Source organism: Domibacillus enclensis (assembly GCF_900156125.1).
GTDB lineage: Bacteria > Bacillota > Bacilli > Bacillales > Domibacillaceae > Domibacillus > Domibacillus enclensis.
In genome coordinates this window covers 321,004-336,678 of the sequence record NZ_FTLX01000004.1, presented here as the reverse complement: position 1 = coordinate 336,678, position 15,675 = coordinate 321,004, and the positions used below count along the sequence as shown (strand labels likewise).

Sequence of the window (15,675 nt, the reverse complement as noted above, 5' to 3'; positions counted from 1 at the left end):
TATATAGGATAGGTGAGAAAAAATGAAACTGACACTTTACACTGATTATTCGCTTCGAGTGCTTGTTTTTCTTGGTGCAAAAGAAAAAGGCGAATTGTCCAATATTAAAGAAATTGCCGACGCATATAATATTTCAAAAAATCATTTAATGAAGGTGACCCATGAGCTTGGCAAGCTGGGATATATTGAAACGATCCGCGGCAGAAACGGCGGCATCCGTCTGGCAAAGGAACCAAAAGAAATTAACATTGGCGACGTCGTCCGCAAAACGGAGGATGACTTTCATCTTGTGGAATGCTTTATTGATCCCGGCCGCTGTGTAATTACACCAATTTGTGGCCTTCGCCATGCTTTCGCCGAAGCATTGCAGGCGTTTATGGCAGTGTTAGACCGTTACACGCTGAATGATTTTTTAGCTGATAAAGATATGCTGCGGATCTTTTTGGAAGCCGATGCGCCCAGCACGTAAGAAAGCGGTTTTTTTGATACACTTAGGGAATAGTACACGATAAAGGAGATTGCCAATGACTACTTTCGAGGAACAATTAAACAAATATGCACAGCTTGCGGTGACAACCGGGGTAAATGTGCAGACGGGACAAACACTCGTAGTGCGCGCATCCATCGATTCAGCCCAACTGGTTCGTCTGATTGTTGAAAAAGCGTATAAAGCCGGCGCTAAACACGTTTATGTGGACTGGAGCGATGACACGGTTTCTAAATTAAAGTATACCCTTGCCCCCGACGAAGCATTTCATGAATTTCCGGAATGGAACAAACAGATGATGGAATCTCTTGCAGAAAGCGGAGCGGCGTTTATGTCCATCGTTTCTTCCGGTCCCGACTTGTTAAAGGGCGTAGACGGGAAACGGATTGGCGCCTACCAAAAAGCAGCTGGTGCCGCGATGAAAAAGTACCGCGAATACATTCAGTCCGATAAAGTCAGCTGGACTGTCATTGCGGCCCCTTCTAAAGACTGGGCCGATAAAGTATACGGCAGCCTGCCTGAGGAGGACCGGATTCCGGCTCTTTGGGAAGCGATCTTTAAAGCAGTTCGGGCCGATCACGATGACCCGGTCCAATCGTGGAAAGAACATGACGCACGACTTTGCGAAAAAGTAGCGGTGCTGAACGAGCAGCATTTCAAAACGCTTCATTATACTGCACCGGGAACAGACTTAACGATCGACCTTCCGGATACACACTTGTGGGTTGGCGCTGGCAGCACGAATGAACAAGGTCACAGCTTTATGGCGAACATGCCGACGGAAGAAGTATTTACCGTTCCGGTTAAAACGGGTGTCAACGGATATGTGAAAGCCACAAAGCCGCTCAGTTACGCCGGAAATATCATTGACGGCTTTACCGTTACATTCGAAAATGGCCGGATCGTGGATGTTGCGGCTGAGCAAGGGGAAGACGTTTTAAAACAGCTGGTCGACACGGACGAAGGTTCGCATTATTTAGGCGAAGTCGCATTAGTCCCGCACGATTCACCGATTTCAAATGCCGGTATTCTTTTCTTTAACACACTGTTCGACGAAAATGCCTCAAATCACCTGGCCATTGGCAGCGCCTATGCGTTTTGCATTGAAGGCGGCAAAGCGATGTCTCAGGAGGAGCTTGAGAAAAACGGCTTGAACACGAGCATCACCCATGTCGACTTCATGATCGGCTCGGCTGATATGAACATTGACGGCATCAAAGCCGACGGCACCCGCGAGCCCCTGTTCCGAAACGGCAACTGGGCGTAAAACAAAGCCGGTCGACTGCATTTAGCAGTCGACCGGCTTTTTTGCTTTCATCATGTAATCCTTACTTCCTTTACGGCGCAATTATGAAGAACACGGCGCATTTCCATGCGAATTGCGCCGTAATGCTGATAATTGCGCCGTCATTTAATTAATTGCGCGTTAATCGGCCCAGTTGCGCCATCCTTAAACGTTAAAAGCTGAACTCATTCAACCGGTTATAATATTTAATCAAAAATTCATAAAATAACTTTTCTGACGGTGGCAGCGGGCGTGATTTGGTCATAATAATGCCGACGGTTCTTGTGACGCGCGGCACGCTCACGGGAATGCTGACGGTTCCGGCCGGCGTCTGGTCAATGAGCAGCGTTTCAGGCAGCAGGCTGATGCCAAGTCCCGCCTCCACCAGCCCTTTAATGGTGTAAATATCTTCACTTTCAAACGCCACCGCAGGCTCGAAGTTCACCTGCCTGCATGCTTCAATGACGAGTGCCCGCATATCGTATCCTGTCCGGAACAGCACAAACTGATCGTCCTTTAAATCCCGCAAATTAATCGACACCTGCTTCGATAGACGGTGATGCGTTGGAATAAGCGCCCTCATATGCTCGGAGAAAAAAACATGGGTACTGATATCCGCAGTCGGCTCAGGAACCGGCGAAACAAATGCAAGATCGATTTCACCTTTCCCGACTAAATCGCGCAGCTCGCGGTTCGATCCCTGCTTAAAGTCAAATCCGACGTCTGAATATTGCGTGCGGAAAGCTGAAATCACTCGAGGAAGTGTTTTTGTCGCAAGGGAGTTCGGAAAGCCGAGGCGGATTTTTCCGGCCTCCGGGTTCAAGTAATCATCGATTGCCTGGACCGCTTTATCCATTGCCTCCATCGCAATTATGGCATGCTCATAAAAAATACGCCCGGCGTGTGTCAGCCGCACACTTCTTCCTTCCCGAAGAAACAATTCAACGCCCAGTTCATCCTCCAGCTTCGCAATTTGCCGGCTGACGGCCGACTGGGCAACATGAAGTCGAAAAGCGGCTTCTGTAACGTGCTCCTGGCGCGCCACTTCCATAAAATATTTTACTTGTCTCAGCTCCATTACTAGACACACCTTTCGATTCATATCAATTTGAGATGAATAAATGATTAATAATATATTGATTGTATCATTTATCGTCTTTACAATAAATATTAACAGAGAAAGATGATTTGAACGCGGAGGTGCACAACATGAATCTATACGGTTACCCAGAAAAACAGGGCTTGTACGACCCGAAAAACGAACATGACGCTTGCGGTATCGGATTTATCGCGAATATTAAAGGACGCCCATCCCACAAAATCGTGCAGGATGGTATTCATATGCTTTGCCGCCTAGAACACCGTGGCGGTAATTTAAACGGAACAACAGGCGATGGTGCAGGAATTATGCTGCAAATCTGCGATGATTTTTTCCGTAAAGAATGTGAAGGCTTGAACATTACATTACCTGCACCGTATGAATATGCAGTCGGAATGTTCTTTTTGCCGAAAAATGAAAAAGAGCGTGAGCAAATTCAAGTAGAGACAGAATTAATTGTTCACGAAGAAGGCTTAAAGCTTCTTGGCTGGCGAGACGTTCCGGTGAACCCGGAAGCAGCGGGACCGGAAGCACTTGTGATCGCCCCTTATGTAATGCAGCTTTTTGTCGAAAAAAGCCGTAAGCACGAAACCGAAAAAGATTTCGAACGCGCACTGTATATAATGAGAAAACGCATCGAAAATGAAATCGGCCATAACCCGGATGTAAAGGGAACGTTTTACATTCCAAGCTTCTCAACACGGACGATTATTTACAAAGGGATGCTGACACCTGAGCAAATTGACCAGTATTACTTAGATCTGGCGAAAGAAGAGTATAAATCAGCTTACTCACTCGTTCATTCCCGTTTCAGTACAAATACATTCCCTAGCTGGGAACGGGCTCACCCGTACCGCTACTTGATCCATAATGGAGAAATCAACACAAACCGCGGAAACGTCAGCTGGATGCAGGCTCGCGAAAAAGCCGGCTACTCGAAATTATTCGGTGATCAGTATAAAGACTTGCTTCCAATTATTGATACAAACGGCAGTGACTCGGCCATGCTTGACAATGCGGTTGAATTTTTAACGCTATCCGGCCGTTCATTGCCGCATGCAGCGATGATGCTTATTCCGGAGCCGTGGGATCGTGATCCGCACATGGCAGACCCGAAAAAAGCCTTTTACGAGTATCACAGCTGCTTGATGGAGCCGTGGGACGGTCCGACATCGATTTCGTTCACAGACGGACGCAAAATCGGCACAATCCTTGACCGCAACGGACTGCGCCCTGCTCGTTATTACGTAACAGATGACGACCATATCATCTACTCATCCGAAGTCGGCACGATCGAAGTGGATGAAAAGCGTATTGTGAAAAAAGAAACGGTCAGCGCCGGTGAAATGCTTCTCGTTGATTTAGAAGAAGGGCGCATCGTCTCTGATGAAGAAATCAAGCAGGAAATCACGACAGCTGAGCCTTACCGTGAGTGGCTAGATCATAATTTAACCCACATTACGGACCTTGAAGAAGCAGCGGATGCTGAACAAGAATCATTTAAAGAACAAGATCTGCTTGGCCTTCATAAATCCTTTGGCTACACGTATGACGAATTAACAAAACAAATCGCACCGATGGCAACGGAAAAAATTGACCCAATCGGCGCGATGGGCTATGACTCACCGCTGGCGGTGCTGTCTGAACGTCCACAGCTTTTATACAATTACTTTAAACAGCTGTTCGCGCAGGTTACCAACCCGCCGATCGACGCTATTCGTGAAGATAACGTTGTTTCTATGATGACACTTCTTGGCAACGAAGGAAATATTTTGACCCCTTCTGCCGAAAACAGCCGTCGAATCCGGTTGGAAACACCGATTCTTGGCGAAAAAGAATGGAATAAAATTGCCTACAATAAAAAAGCGGCCTTTAAAACAGCCACACTTTCTCTTTTATTTAATACAAAAGAAAAAGTCGATTTAGCGGCAACGATGTCACAATTGTTCGAGAAAGCAGATGAAGCGATCCAAAGCGGCGCGTCCATTCTGATTTTATCCGACAGAGGCGTGTCGAACAAAAAAGCGGCCGTCCCTGCTCTTCTAGCGGTCAGCGGACTGCACCAGCATTTGATTAAAACAGGCCGCCGCACGAATGTGAGCCTTGTGCTTGATACAGCAGAAGCACGCGATGTGCATCAGTTCTGCTGCTTGATCGGCTACGGTGCAGATGCCATTTATCCATATCTTGCGATCGCTTCATTGCGCTCAATGGTTGAAGATGGCACGATTCAAAACATGACGACGGAAGAAGCCGAGAAAAACTACAACTATGCAGCAACGAGCGGCATCATTAAAGTCATGGCGAAAATGGGTATTTCAACGGTTCAAAGCTACCGCGGCGCTCAAATTTTCGAAGCGGTTGGTGTGGGCCATGACGTGATCGAAACGTACTTTACTGGTACAACAACAGCTCTTAGCGGCATTACGTTAGATGTCATCGCGCAAGAAACACTGGCCCGCCACCATGAAGCATTTGGCAAAGGCGAGTTCAGTGATCCGACGCTTGACTCAAGCGGTGAGTTTGTTTGGAGACGGACAGGCGAAAAGCACGCGTTCAATCCGAAAACGATTCACATGCTTCAGCACGCATCACGGACAAATGACTACGAATTGTACAAGCAATATTCATCGCTTGTGAATGAAGAAAATATTATGTTCCTTCGCGGATTGCTTGATCTTGACTTTTCTGCCCGCCCGTCGATTCCACTTGATGAGGTTGAACCGCTTGAAAGCATTTTTAAACGGTTTAAATCCGGTGCGATGTCGTACGGTTCGATCAGTAAAGAAGCGCATGAATCACTGGCTATCGCACTGAACCGTCTCGGCGGGAAAAGCAACAGCGGTGAAGGCGGCGAGGATTCTGACCGCTATACGCAGGATCCGAATGGCGATATGCGTTCAAGTGCCATCAAGCAGGTTGCATCCGGTCGTTTCGGCGTAACGAGCGAATACTTGAACACAGCAAAAGAAATTCAAATTAAAATGGCACAGGGAGCAAAGCCGGGTGAAGGCGGACACCTTCCAGGCAAAAAGGTGTATCCATGGATTGCTGAAACACGCGGTTCTACACCAGGTGTGGGCTTGATCTCCCCTCCTCCTCACCATGATATTTATTCAATTGAGGATTTGGCGCAGCTTATTTACGATTTGAAAAACGCCAACCATAAGGCGCGAATTAATGTGAAGCTCGTCGCTAAAACAGGCGTCGGCACGATTGCAGCCGGTGTGGCGAAAGGCCTTGCAGATGTCATCCTGGTCAGCGGCTATGAAGGCGGTACTGGTGCCTCACCAAAAACGAGTATTAAACATGCCGGTATTCCGTGGGAAATCGGACTGGCTGAAACACACCAGACGCTCCTAATGAATGGCTTACGCGAAAAAGTAACACTTGAAACAGACGGCAAGCTGATGAATGGGCGCGATGTTGTGATGGCTGCCCTGCTTGGCGCAGAAGAATTCGGATTTGCAACAGCACCGCTTGTCGTTCTAGGCTGTGTCATGATGCGTGTCTGCCATATGGATACGTGCCCGGTAGGGGTTGCGACTCAAAATCCAGCGCTTCGTGAAAAATTCACGGGCGACGCGGATCATGTCGTGAATTACTTGACATTCGTCGGCCGTGAAATCCGTGAATTAATGGCAGAGCTCGGCTTCCGGACAATCGATGAAATGATCGGTCAGAAGCAAGTGCTGAAGCCGCATGCGCGGAAAGATCAGCATCCAAAAGCAAAATACCTTGACCTGTTCCCTCTTCTTTACATGACGCCGCTTAAGCCGGGTCAAAAGCAGTTTAAAACGAAGGATCAGGATTATAAATTAGAGCGCACCATTGACCGCCGTCTTCTCTTAGATGCTGTGCGTCCTGCGCTTGAAAATAAAGAAGTGGTGGAAGGCGAATTTGATATCGTCAACACAGACCGTGCAGCGGGTACCATTACCGGTTCAGCTGTCACGCTGGCACACGGCGCAGAAGGTCTGCCGGACAACACCGTTCAGTTCACGTTTAACGGCTCCGCCGGACAAAGCTTTGGTGCATTCCTGCCAAAAGGATTGACGTTTACCGTAAACGGAGATGCGAATGACTATTTCGGCAAAGGCTTGTCAGGCGGACGCCTCGTTGTCCGTCCACACAGTGACGCCAACCTCGTTCCGCATGAGCATGCCATCTGCGGAAACGTAAACTTATACGGTGCCACAAACGGCCAGGCCTTTATTAACGGACGCGCCGGTACACGCTTTGCCGTCCGGAACAGCGGTGCTGACATCGTCGTTGAAGGCATTACGGATCACGGCTGTGAGTACATGACAGGTGGACGCGTCGTCATCCTCGGTCAAACAGGCCGTAACTTCGCTGCTGGTATGTCCGGTGGGATTGCCTACCTGTACGCGCCAGAACGGGAACGCGCAGAAAGCCGCGTAAACCGCGAAATGGTGCTGACTGAATCACTCGAAGGCGCTCAGGAAGAATCCGAACTTAAAGCGCTCATTAGAAGTCACGTTCAATGGACAGGCAGCCCGCTTGCCGCTTCCATTTTGGAAAACTGGGAAACAGAAAAACACAACTTTATCCGTGTGATTCCACATGAATTTAAAGAAATGATGAAGTCCATTTCTTACTATGAGCAGCAAGGAATGAAAACGACTGATGCGAAATATGCCGCATTCACAGAGAAAAAAATGCCAGTCGTTGAAAACGCGTAAGAAAGGAGAATGAATTGATGGGGAAAGCTACCGGTTTTATCGAATATGAGCGTAAAACAGCTCCAGGACGCAATCCGGCTGAACGGACTAAGGACTGGAAAGAATATACGACCAAACTTCCTGAAAAGGAATTACAAATTCAAGGGGCCCGCTGCATGGACTGCGGGACTCCCTTCTGCCACACTGGCCAGATGATTGGAGGCACAGTATCCGGCTGTCCTCTTTACAATCTGATTCCTGAATGGAATGACCTTGTGTACCGCGGACACTGGAAGGAAGCATTGGACCGTTTGATTAAAACGAACAACTTCCCTGAATTTACCGGCCGCGTCTGCCCTGCTCCTTGTGAAGGATCGTGTACAGTGGCCATTAATGATCCGGCTGTTGCGATTAAATCGATTGAAAAAGCCATTATCGATAAAGGCTTTGAAGAAGGCTGGATCGCACCGAATCCGCCAAAACGCCGCACAGGCAAGCGCGTTGCTGTTGTCGGCTCAGGACCAGCAGGTCTTGCAGCAGCAGATCAGTTAAACAAAGCAGGCCACCTTGTGACGGTATTTGAGCGTGACGACCGGATCGGCGGCTTGCTCATGTATGGCATCCCTTCCATGAAGCTTGAAAAAGAAACAGTCGAGCGCCGCGTCAATCTTTTAAAAGAAGAAGGCATTGAATTTGTTGTGAATACAACGATCGGCAAAGACATTACGAAAGAGCAGCTGAAGGAAGAATATGATGCTGTGATCTTAGCTGCCGGCGCACAAACTCATCGTGATATCGCGATTGAAGGACGCGAAGCAGAAGGTATTCACCTTGCCATGGACTATTTAACAAGAAGCATTAAAGGTCTGTTAAACAAGTCTAATGAAGGCGTTATTTCAGCAGAAGGCAAAAACGTCATCGTAATTGGCGGCGGCGACACCGGTGCTGACTGTGTGGCAACTGCCATCCGTCAGGGCGCCAAGAGTGTTGTTCAGTTCGGCAAGCACGAAGCTCAGCCGATGGCACGTAAAGGCAATAACCCGTGGCCTCAGTACCCGAACGTATTCGAGCTTGACTACGCATATGCGGAAGCAGCTGCTGTATACGGCGACGACCCTCGTGAATACTTGATTGCGACGACAAAATTCGTTGCGGACGAGCATGGAAAGCTGAAAGAGCTTCACACGGTTCGCATGGAAAAAACGTATCTTGAAGACGGAAGCTACACGATGGAAGAAATTGAAGGCAGCGAGCAGATCTGGCCTGTTGAGCTTGTTTGTGTGGCAATCGGCTTCAGCGGAACTGATATGCCGCTTGCTTCCCACATGGGTGTAGACACAACAGCGCGCAACACGGTTGTGGCGAAATACGGCAAATACAATACAAACGAAGAAGGCATCTTTGCTGCCGGCGACATGCGCCGCGGACAAAGCCTTGTTGTTTGGGCAATTCATGAAGGACGCGAAGCTGCACGTGAAGCCGACCGCTTTATGATGGGCGAAACAAAACTTCCATAATGAAACACAAAAAGCTGTTCCATGCATAGTCATGGAACAGCTTTTCATAGTGTTGAAAAGCAGAGGGTTCTCATCTCTTTCTTTCCAATCAGAACGTATGACAATCTTTGGTTTTACGATCTGCTTTCCTCCCCTCCGAACGCGCAGTCCTGCTCGATGCCACCCGAACTGTGTTTGCGAAAGCACAGTGGCTTTGAAAAAGAGATGGTGACTTGCTTTTCATTGACAAAGCCTTTTTTCAACAGCTTTTTGTTAGTTTCTTCTTAAAAAATGCAAAAAGGTTTCGGCTGTTTTGGTCATAAAGGGAGCGTCCGGAATAATTGCGTAAAAGTTGCGCTCGTAATACAGATTGCCGCCGCCGACGATTTTTAATTTCTCCAGCTCAAGCTCGTTGCGAATGGTCCACTCGGACAGCAGCGCAACGCCAAGCCCTGCTTCCACCGCTTCTTTAATGATCTGTGTGCTGCCGAACTCCAAAATTTTTGCCGGGCGTATGCCATTTTTTGCGACAAACCAGTCAAACGCTTCCCTTGTCCCGGACCCCTGCTCACGGACAATCCACGTCTCTTCATTCAAATGGACGCGCTTTTCCGTATGTTCCTTTTTTCCTTTAATCACATACATTTTATCCGATGCAATTTTTTCCGCAATCAACTTATCCGAGGCGACTGTCCCCTCTACTACACCAAGGTCAATTTCATTATGAATGACTTTTTCAGCGATTTCCTGCGTGTTGCCGATTGTAATATACGGGTCCACCGATGGGAACTTCTCGAGAAAGTCCGCGACAATATGCGGCAAAATGTATTCACCGAAGGAATAGCTGGCCCCGACCGCAAGCTTCCCTTTCACTTCACCGGCCAGATCTTCCACGGCCTGCTTCATTTTCTCATTCAGTGTAAAAATTTCTCCGCCGTAATACGCCACAAGGCTTCCGGCTTTTGTCAGTCGGATTTTTTTGCTGGTGCGGTCAATCAGCTTAATGCCAAGCTCTTCTTCAAACGACTTCACATATTGGCTCACGGCTGGCTGTGTGATAAACAGCTCCTCTGCCGCTCTGGAAAAATTCATATGCTTGACTACCGTTAAAAAAACTTTTAATTTTTGCTCCATATTCGCCCACCATCATACGTGATTGCTTTTTATTTTTATTTCAGCTTCTTTCATTTTAGCACGAACGCGCATGAAAAAGGGATTCTGTACTTAAAGAACACAAACAAAAAAGCATTCAGCGTCCTTCTATGACGGCTGAATGCTTTAATTGATTTGTTGGAATCAGCCATTCTCCAATAACGGCTGAAAATAAGTATTTGTGGTTCGTCCAGCTGTTCTCCAATAACGGCTGAACAAGGGTCATAAAGCTGTCTCCATACAGCTGTCTGCCCGTTTATTTTTTCATCAAGCTGTAGAGTACTGCTTTTTGGGCGTGCATCCGGTTTTCGGCTTGCTGGAAAACCACAGACGCGTCTCCGTCCATGACGCCCGCCGATACTTCTTCTCCCCGGTGTGCTGGGAGACAGTGCATAAACTTGCAGTCTGCCTGTGCGGCTGACAGAAGCTTTTCGTTCACTTGATATGGTGCAAAGGCGTTTAAACGAACAGCGGACTCTTCTTCCTGTCCCATACTCGTCCAGACATCCGTATAAATGAAATCAGCACCCTTCACTGCTTCAATCGGATCTTCTGTGAAGGTGACGACAGCACCTGTTTTCGCGGCAAGTTCTTTTGTTTTTTCGATAACGCTGCTGTCTGCTTCATATCCCTTCGGTGCCGCAAGAGCAAAATCCATGCCCATCATAACGGCCCCGATCATAAGAGAGTGTGCGACGTTGTTGCCGTCACCGACATACACCATTTTACTGCCTTTAAAGCTGCCTTTATGCTCGTAAACCGTTAATAGATCTGCAAGTGCCTGGCATGGATGATACAAGTCTGTCAGTCCATTAATAACTGGAACGGACGCCGCTTCCGCCAGCGTTTCAATCCGGTCGTGGCCGTGCGTACGAATCATGATCCCATCCAAGTAGCCCGATAACACCTTGCCGGTATCCTCGATTGTTTCACCGCGGCCGATTTGCAGCTGGTCTGAGCTTAAGAACATACCGTTTCCGCCAAGCTGCAAAATCGCTGCTTCAAACGAAACGCGGGTTCTAGTTGAATTTTTTTCGAAAATCATGCCAAGAATTTGTCCCTTTAAGGCGTCGGCATATTTTTCTTTTTGTTTTTTCATATCATCTGCAAGTACGACAAGCGCCTGCACTTCTTCAATACTGAAATCAAGAAGCTTCAGAAAATCTTTTCCTTTTAAATCAAGCTTCGTTGCTTGCTCCATCGTGATCATGAACGTCACCCCGTGTTTAATATACTTATATTTATACACTAAAGAGAATTAAAATACAACTATTTTTTATTGAATGATGAAAAAATCTTTCTGATATCGCTTTCCTTCGGTATACTTTTTCATATGGAAGGAATAGGTGATCGATAATGAAGCAATCAAAAAAGATGGCGGACACCGTCACCATCAAATCAGCGCAGGTGTTTCCGCCCGATACAAACTATTATGGCACTCTTTTTGGCGGAAAGTTAATGGCGCATATTGATGACGTAGCATCGATTTCGGCTACACGTTTTGCACGCAACCCGACGGTGACCGCTTCTACAGACTCCGTTGATTTCATCAGACCTATAAAAGTGGGCGATACTGTGACGCTGAAAGCCATGGTTACACATACAGGCCGGTCCAGTATGGAGGTGTTTGTCCGTGTTACATCTGAAAACCTGGTGACGGGCGAGGAGGAAGTCGCCGCGATCTCCTTTTTAACGTTTGTCGCGATCGACGAAAACGGACGGCCTGTTGAAGTGGGAAGTGTCGTACCGGAATCAGAAGAAGAAACATGGCTGTTTCAAACCGCTCCAGGCCGGGCCGCTTACCGGAAAACGAGAAAAGATCATAGTAAAGAACTAGCTGCTTTTTTTAAAAAAATATGACATTTGCCCTCCCCGCACTACGTAACAAAATTTAAGTTTTCATGACAAGCCGCTTTGCTCGAATGAGTATACCGGCTTTTTCTTATGTCATGACTGTAACAAACCGACAATCATCTATTTGTCCCATGTACATGCATTCTTTTTCTTCCTTATAATGAGCGCAGGCGAAAAAATGCCGTTTGGAGGAATGGAACTATGTTGGGACAAGCTGAAATTGGAATTGACCTGGGGACAGCAAATTTGCTCGTTTACAGTAAAGATAAAGGAATTATTTTAAACGAGCCTTCGGTTGTTGCCCTTGATATGGATACGAAAAAAGTACTGGCTGTCGGAAAAGACGCCAAAGAAATGATTGGCAAAACACCTGGCCGGATTGCAGCTGTGCGTCCAATGAAAGACGGCGTTATTGCCGACTTTGACGTGACTGCGGAAATGCTGAGGGAATTAATGAGAAAAGCAGGCAAAGCGGCCGGATTTACGATTCGGAAGCCTACTGTTGTCGTCTGCACTCCCTCCGGCGCTACGAGTGTGGAACGCCGCGCGATTCAAGATGCGATAAAATCAAGCGGTGCCAAAACAGTCCACTTAATTGAAGAGCCGGTTGCCGCTGCGATCGGCGCGGATCTTCCAGTTGAAGAACCGATCGCCAACTTAATTGTCGACATCGGCGGCGGCACAACTGAAGTCGCGATTATCTCTTACGGCGGCGTTGTTTCGTGCAACTCAATCCGCCTTGCCGGCGACAAGCTGGATGAAGACATTATTCAATACATCCGCAAAGAATATAACTTATTAATTGGCGAGCGCACAGCGGAAAATGTAAAAATCGAGATTGGCTACGCGCCGATTGAGCATGCAGAGCTTCATATGGATGTGCGCGGACGTGATCTGGTGACAGGCTTGCCGAAAACCGTCAACGTCAGCTCGTTTGAAATTCAACGGGCGCTCCGCGAATCGCTTTTCGCTATATTAGAAACAATCCGCGTCACACTAGAATCGTCTCCACCCGAGCTGAGCGGTGATATTGTAGACCGCGGCGTCGTCATCAGCGGCGGCGGTGCTCTTTTGAACGGAATTCAAGACTGGCTTGCACAGGAAATTATCGTTCCGGTCCACCTTGCCCCGAACCCGCTCGAATCCGTCGCAATCGGCACCGGCCGGTCACTGCACGTGCTGAAAAAACTGCAAAAAGTAACATCCTGACACACAAACAGGCTGCCCAATTCGGCAGCCTGTTTTTTATATTATTAAAAAGCCATTTAGTTAAGTGGTGTACGCAGGGTCCTGGTAAAAGAAATTCGGTGACTTGACTGTATTGTCATACGCGCGGTGAAAAATCGGCGTGGCAGCTGGAGAAACAGGTGGTATGAGCCACGTCCAGTCACCTGTCACCTTCCGGCCCGCTGCTTCTTCATTTTGCTCAAAGATCAGGTGCTGTTTGGCAGCGGTATGATGATCAACAATCGTAACGCCCGCTTTTTTAAATGAATGCAGCACGGCTACGTTTAATTCGACCAGCGCCCGGTCCTTCCACAGCGCCGATGAATGCTTTGTATCCATCCCCATTACGTTTGCCACTGCCGGAAGCTGATCGTACCGGTCCTCATCCGCTAAATTACGCGCACCGATTTCAGTCCCCATGTACCATCCATTAAACGGCGCCGATTTGTAGTCAATGCCGCCGATTTGAAGACGCATATCCGAAATGACCGGGACAGGATACCACTTTAGCTGCAACGATTTAAAGTCGGTAAAATCGGGATGATCGATCTGAACCTCCTTTCGGCAATGAGCCGGGACATCTTTCCATACAGGCCGTTTCTTTCCCAGCTGTACAACCCACGGAAGCAAATCAAAATGAGTCCCCTCCCCCTGCCAGCCCAGCGATTCACATTGTTTTGTAAAGTCCTTGGAATGAGGATCGCCGCCATTCTCATATCCCGCATAACGAAACAGCTGATGGTTCCAAAGGCGCAGCTCTTCCGTTTGCTCCCCCGCAGGACGAAAAACCGTGATGGCAGGACGAATTTTTCCTTCATTGAACGCAAAGTCCGTATGACGCTCCAGTGCTGAAAAAACCTCATCTTCTGTCCTGGCTTCCCGCTCGTCAAATACATGAAGCGTCTGCCAGAACAGGCGGCCGATACACCTGTTGCTGTTGCGCCAGGCCAGCTTCGCCCCGTATTCCAGCTCCTCAAATTCATGCGTATACGTCCCTGTTTGCTCAATTTCCTTTTGAATGCATTGCAGCCTGTCCTTCGCCTTCGTTCCATCTCTGCCTGTTTCTTTATAAAAATCAATAATAAACTCATTTGCGTTTTGAATTAATTCTTTCGTCATCGCCATCCCTCTCTTTAAGAAAAGTATATCAATATTCATCATGATTTTCCTTGAACATTTACGTACAATCCATTATAATTTAGATAGTTAGACAATTATCTAAATAAAGGAGGCATGCATATGTCGGCCACGCTCGTTTTTAAAGCACTCGCAGATCCTACCCGGCGAGCGATTATCGATCTATTGAAAGAACAAGACATGACAGCGGGAGACATCGCCGAACAATTCAATATGAAAAAGCCAAGTATTTCCCATCATCTCAGCACGCTTCAAACAGCCGAACTCGTTTTATCTGAACGAAACGGACAGCACATTATTTATTCATTAAATACAACGGTTTTTCAAGACATTATGATGTGGATGATGAATGTATCCGGAAAGGAGAATGAAAAATGAAAGCCTATCGTTATGCTGGACTCATTATTATTGCTGCTTTTGTTATAAGCTTTATTGCTATCCCTTACCTGCCTGATCAAATCGCCATTCACTGGGGACCTTCTGGTGAAGCGGACGATTATACGTCGAAATGGTTTGGCGCCTTTTTTGGTCCCCTTATGCTGATCTTCGTCGGAGGCTTGCTTGCGGCAGCCCCAAAAATGGATCCACGCAAGCAAAATTACCCGAAATTTGCCGGGAGCTATCATGTGATCATCAATGCAACCGTCACTCTTTTGTTTATCGTTCATCTTTTAATTCTGGCGAACGGGCTTGGATATGCGGTTAAGATGGATGTGGCGATTCCGATTTTGATCGGGCTTCTGTTTATCGTTATCGGGAATTATATGCCACGTGTCCGTCCAAGCTACATGGTCGGCTTCCGTACACCGTGGACATTAGCTGATGACCGTGTCTGGACGAAAACACACCGGACCGGCGGCCTGCTTTTTGTGATTGGCGGGCTGATCATTCTTTTAACTGCTTTTATGCCTGTATCGTTACGGATCACAGCTTTCATCATCGTCGTTCTGTTTATTACCGTTATTCCGCTTGTTCAGTCGTATCTTTTATACAAACGATAAAATGTTCTTGACTGAACGTACTTGAAACGATATGATAATTTTAATTATTCATGCAATTTCATACCTAATTCTTATCGAGAGAAGCCGAGGGTACTGGCCCTGTGACGCTTCAGCAACCAGCCGGATGGTCAGGTGCTAAATCCAGCAGACTAAACTAGTCTGGAAGATGAGAAGGAACGGACAACACATACATGTTGAAAAAGCCTTCTTGCCATCAGGAAGGCTTTTTTCATTTTAATTCAGAGAGGATTCTGC

At 47.4% G+C, this 15,675-nt stretch carries 13 protein-coding genes and 1 riboswitch; of the genes, 8 read left to right on the top strand and 5 right to left on the bottom strand.

Annotated features, from left to right (window positions below; genetic code table 11):
- Positions 1 to 22: 22 nt before the first annotated feature.
- Positions 23 to 469 (top strand): RrF2 family transcriptional regulator, encoded by a 447-nt coding sequence (locus BW952_RS10895; protein ID WP_045851359.1) that lies wholly within the window; start codon positions 23 to 25, stop codon positions 467 to 469.
- A gap of 55 nt (positions 470 to 524) precedes the next feature.
- A complete protein-coding gene (locus tag BW952_RS10890; RefSeq protein WP_045851358.1) occupies positions 525 to 1,754 on the top strand; it encodes an aminopeptidase in 1,230 nt (409 codons plus the stop codon).
- Positions 1,755 to 1,944: 190 nt separating this feature from the next.
- Here BW952_RS10890 and gltC read toward each other — a convergent pair whose 3' ends face one another.
- Entirely contained in the window at positions 1,945 to 2,850 is a 906-nt protein-coding gene (gene gltC / locus BW952_RS10885) for a glutamate biosynthesis transcriptional regulator GltC (RefSeq protein WP_045851357.1), read from the bottom strand.
- 131 nt (positions 2,851 to 2,981) lie between these two features.
- Here gltC and gltB point away from each other — a divergent pair, with 131 nt between their 5' ends.
- Both gltB and BW952_RS10875 read left to right on the top strand, forming a co-directional pair.
- A complete protein-coding gene (gltB, locus tag BW952_RS10880) occupies positions 2,982 to 7,574 on the top strand; it encodes a glutamate synthase large subunit (protein WP_045851356.1) in 4,593 nt (1,530 codons plus the stop codon).
- A gap of 17 nt (positions 7,575 to 7,591) precedes the next feature.
- Positions 7,592 to 9,070, top strand: a complete 1,479-nt coding sequence (locus tag BW952_RS10875) for a glutamate synthase subunit beta (protein WP_045851355.1) — start codon at positions 7,592 to 7,594, stop codon at positions 9,068 to 9,070.
- A 252-nt stretch (positions 9,071 to 9,322) separates the two neighbouring features.
- Here BW952_RS10875 and BW952_RS10870 read toward each other — a convergent pair whose 3' ends face one another.
- The 3 genes from BW952_RS10870 to argF all read right to left on the bottom strand — a co-directional run bounded on the left by BW952_RS10870 (position 9,323) and on the right by argF (position 11,411).
- Positions 9,323 to 10,183, bottom strand: a complete 861-nt coding sequence (locus BW952_RS10870; RefSeq protein ID WP_045851354.1) for a LysR family transcriptional regulator — start codon at positions 10,181 to 10,183, stop codon at positions 9,323 to 9,325.
- Positions 10,184 to 10,298: 115 nt separating this feature from the next.
- On the bottom strand, positions 10,299 to 10,427 hold the full coding sequence (locus BW952_RS19810; protein ID WP_269430740.1) for a hypothetical protein: 129 nt from the start codon (positions 10,425 to 10,427) through the stop codon (positions 10,299 to 10,301).
- A gap of 30 nt (positions 10,428 to 10,457) precedes the next feature.
- Positions 10,458 to 11,411: an ornithine carbamoyltransferase gene (argF, locus tag BW952_RS10865; protein WP_045851353.1), complete on the bottom strand. Its 954-nt coding sequence runs from the start codon at positions 11,409 to 11,411 to the stop codon at positions 10,458 to 10,460.
- Positions 11,412 to 11,557: 146 nt separating this feature from the next.
- On the opposite strand from argF, the gene BW952_RS10860 reads away from it, so the two are divergent.
- Both BW952_RS10860 and mreBH read left to right on the top strand, forming a co-directional pair.
- Positions 11,558 to 12,061 carry an acyl-CoA thioesterase gene (locus BW952_RS10860; RefSeq protein ID WP_045851352.1) on the top strand — a complete coding sequence of 168 codons (504 nt, stop codon included), beginning with the start codon at positions 11,558 to 11,560 and terminating at the stop codon, positions 12,059 to 12,061.
- 195 nt (positions 12,062 to 12,256) lie between these two features.
- The gene (mreBH, locus tag BW952_RS10855; protein ID WP_045851351.1) at positions 12,257 to 13,264 is read left to right on the top strand and encodes a rod-share determining protein MreBH; all 1,008 of its coding nucleotides are present in this window, start codon (positions 12,257 to 12,259) and stop codon (positions 13,262 to 13,264) included.
- A gap of 60 nt (positions 13,265 to 13,324) precedes the next feature.
- On the opposite strand, the gene BW952_RS10850 is transcribed toward mreBH, so the two are convergent.
- Positions 13,325 to 14,401: a nitric oxide synthase oxygenase gene (locus tag BW952_RS10850; RefSeq protein WP_094031968.1), complete on the bottom strand. Its 1,077-nt coding sequence runs from the start codon at positions 14,399 to 14,401 to the stop codon at positions 13,325 to 13,327.
- Between the two features lie 120 nt (positions 14,402 to 14,521).
- Here BW952_RS10850 and BW952_RS10845 point away from each other — a divergent pair, with 120 nt between their 5' ends.
- A complete protein-coding gene (locus BW952_RS10845) occupies positions 14,522 to 14,797 on the top strand; it encodes an autorepressor SdpR family transcription factor (RefSeq protein WP_094031967.1) in 276 nt (91 codons plus the stop codon).
- On the top strand, positions 14,794 to 15,420 hold the full coding sequence (locus BW952_RS10840; protein ID WP_045851348.1) for an SdpI family protein: 627 nt from the start codon (positions 14,794 to 14,796) through the stop codon (positions 15,418 to 15,420). The genes BW952_RS10845 and BW952_RS10840 overlap by 4 nt, the downstream gene beginning before the upstream one ends.
- Before the next feature lie 68 nt (positions 15,421 to 15,488).
- A riboswitch (SAM riboswitch) is annotated at positions 15,489 to 15,593 on the top strand.
- The last annotated feature ends 82 nt before the right edge of the window (positions 15,594 to 15,675 follow it).

Coding starts and splice junctions, on each gene's coding strand:
- BW952_RS10870 (WP_045851354.1), bottom strand. CDS start 10,183: ATGGAGCAAAAATTAAAAGTTTTTTTAACGGTAGTCAAGCATATGAAT.
- BW952_RS19810 (WP_269430740.1), bottom strand. CDS start 10,427: ATGACCCTTGTTCAGCCGTTATTGGAGAACAGCTGGACGAACCACAAA.
- argF (WP_045851353.1), bottom strand. CDS start 11,411: ATGATCACGATGGAGCAAGCAACGAAGCTTGATTTAAAAGGAAAAGAT.
- BW952_RS10845 (WP_094031967.1), top strand. CDS start 14,522: ATGTCGGCCACGCTCGTTTTTAAAGCACTCGCAGATCCTACCCGGCGA.
- BW952_RS10890 (WP_045851358.1), top strand. CDS start 525: ATGACTACTTTCGAGGAACAATTAAACAAATATGCACAGCTTGCGGTG.
- BW952_RS10875 (WP_045851355.1), top strand. CDS start 7,592: ATGGGGAAAGCTACCGGTTTTATCGAATATGAGCGTAAAACAGCTCCA.
- BW952_RS10860 (WP_045851352.1), top strand. CDS start 11,558: ATGAAGCAATCAAAAAAGATGGCGGACACCGTCACCATCAAATCAGCG.
- BW952_RS10850 (WP_094031968.1), bottom strand. CDS start 14,401: ATGACGAAAGAATTAATTCAAAACGCAAATGAGTTTATTATTGATTTT.
- BW952_RS10840 (WP_045851348.1), top strand. CDS start 14,794: ATGAAAGCCTATCGTTATGCTGGACTCATTATTATTGCTGCTTTTGTT.
- BW952_RS10895 (WP_045851359.1), top strand. CDS start 23: ATGAAACTGACACTTTACACTGATTATTCGCTTCGAGTGCTTGTTTTT.
- mreBH (WP_045851351.1), top strand. CDS start 12,257: ATGTTGGGACAAGCTGAAATTGGAATTGACCTGGGGACAGCAAATTTG.
- gltC (WP_045851357.1), bottom strand. CDS start 2,850: ATGGAGCTGAGACAAGTAAAATATTTTATGGAAGTGGCGCGCCAGGAG.
- gltB (WP_045851356.1), top strand. CDS start 2,982: ATGAATCTATACGGTTACCCAGAAAAACAGGGCTTGTACGACCCGAAA.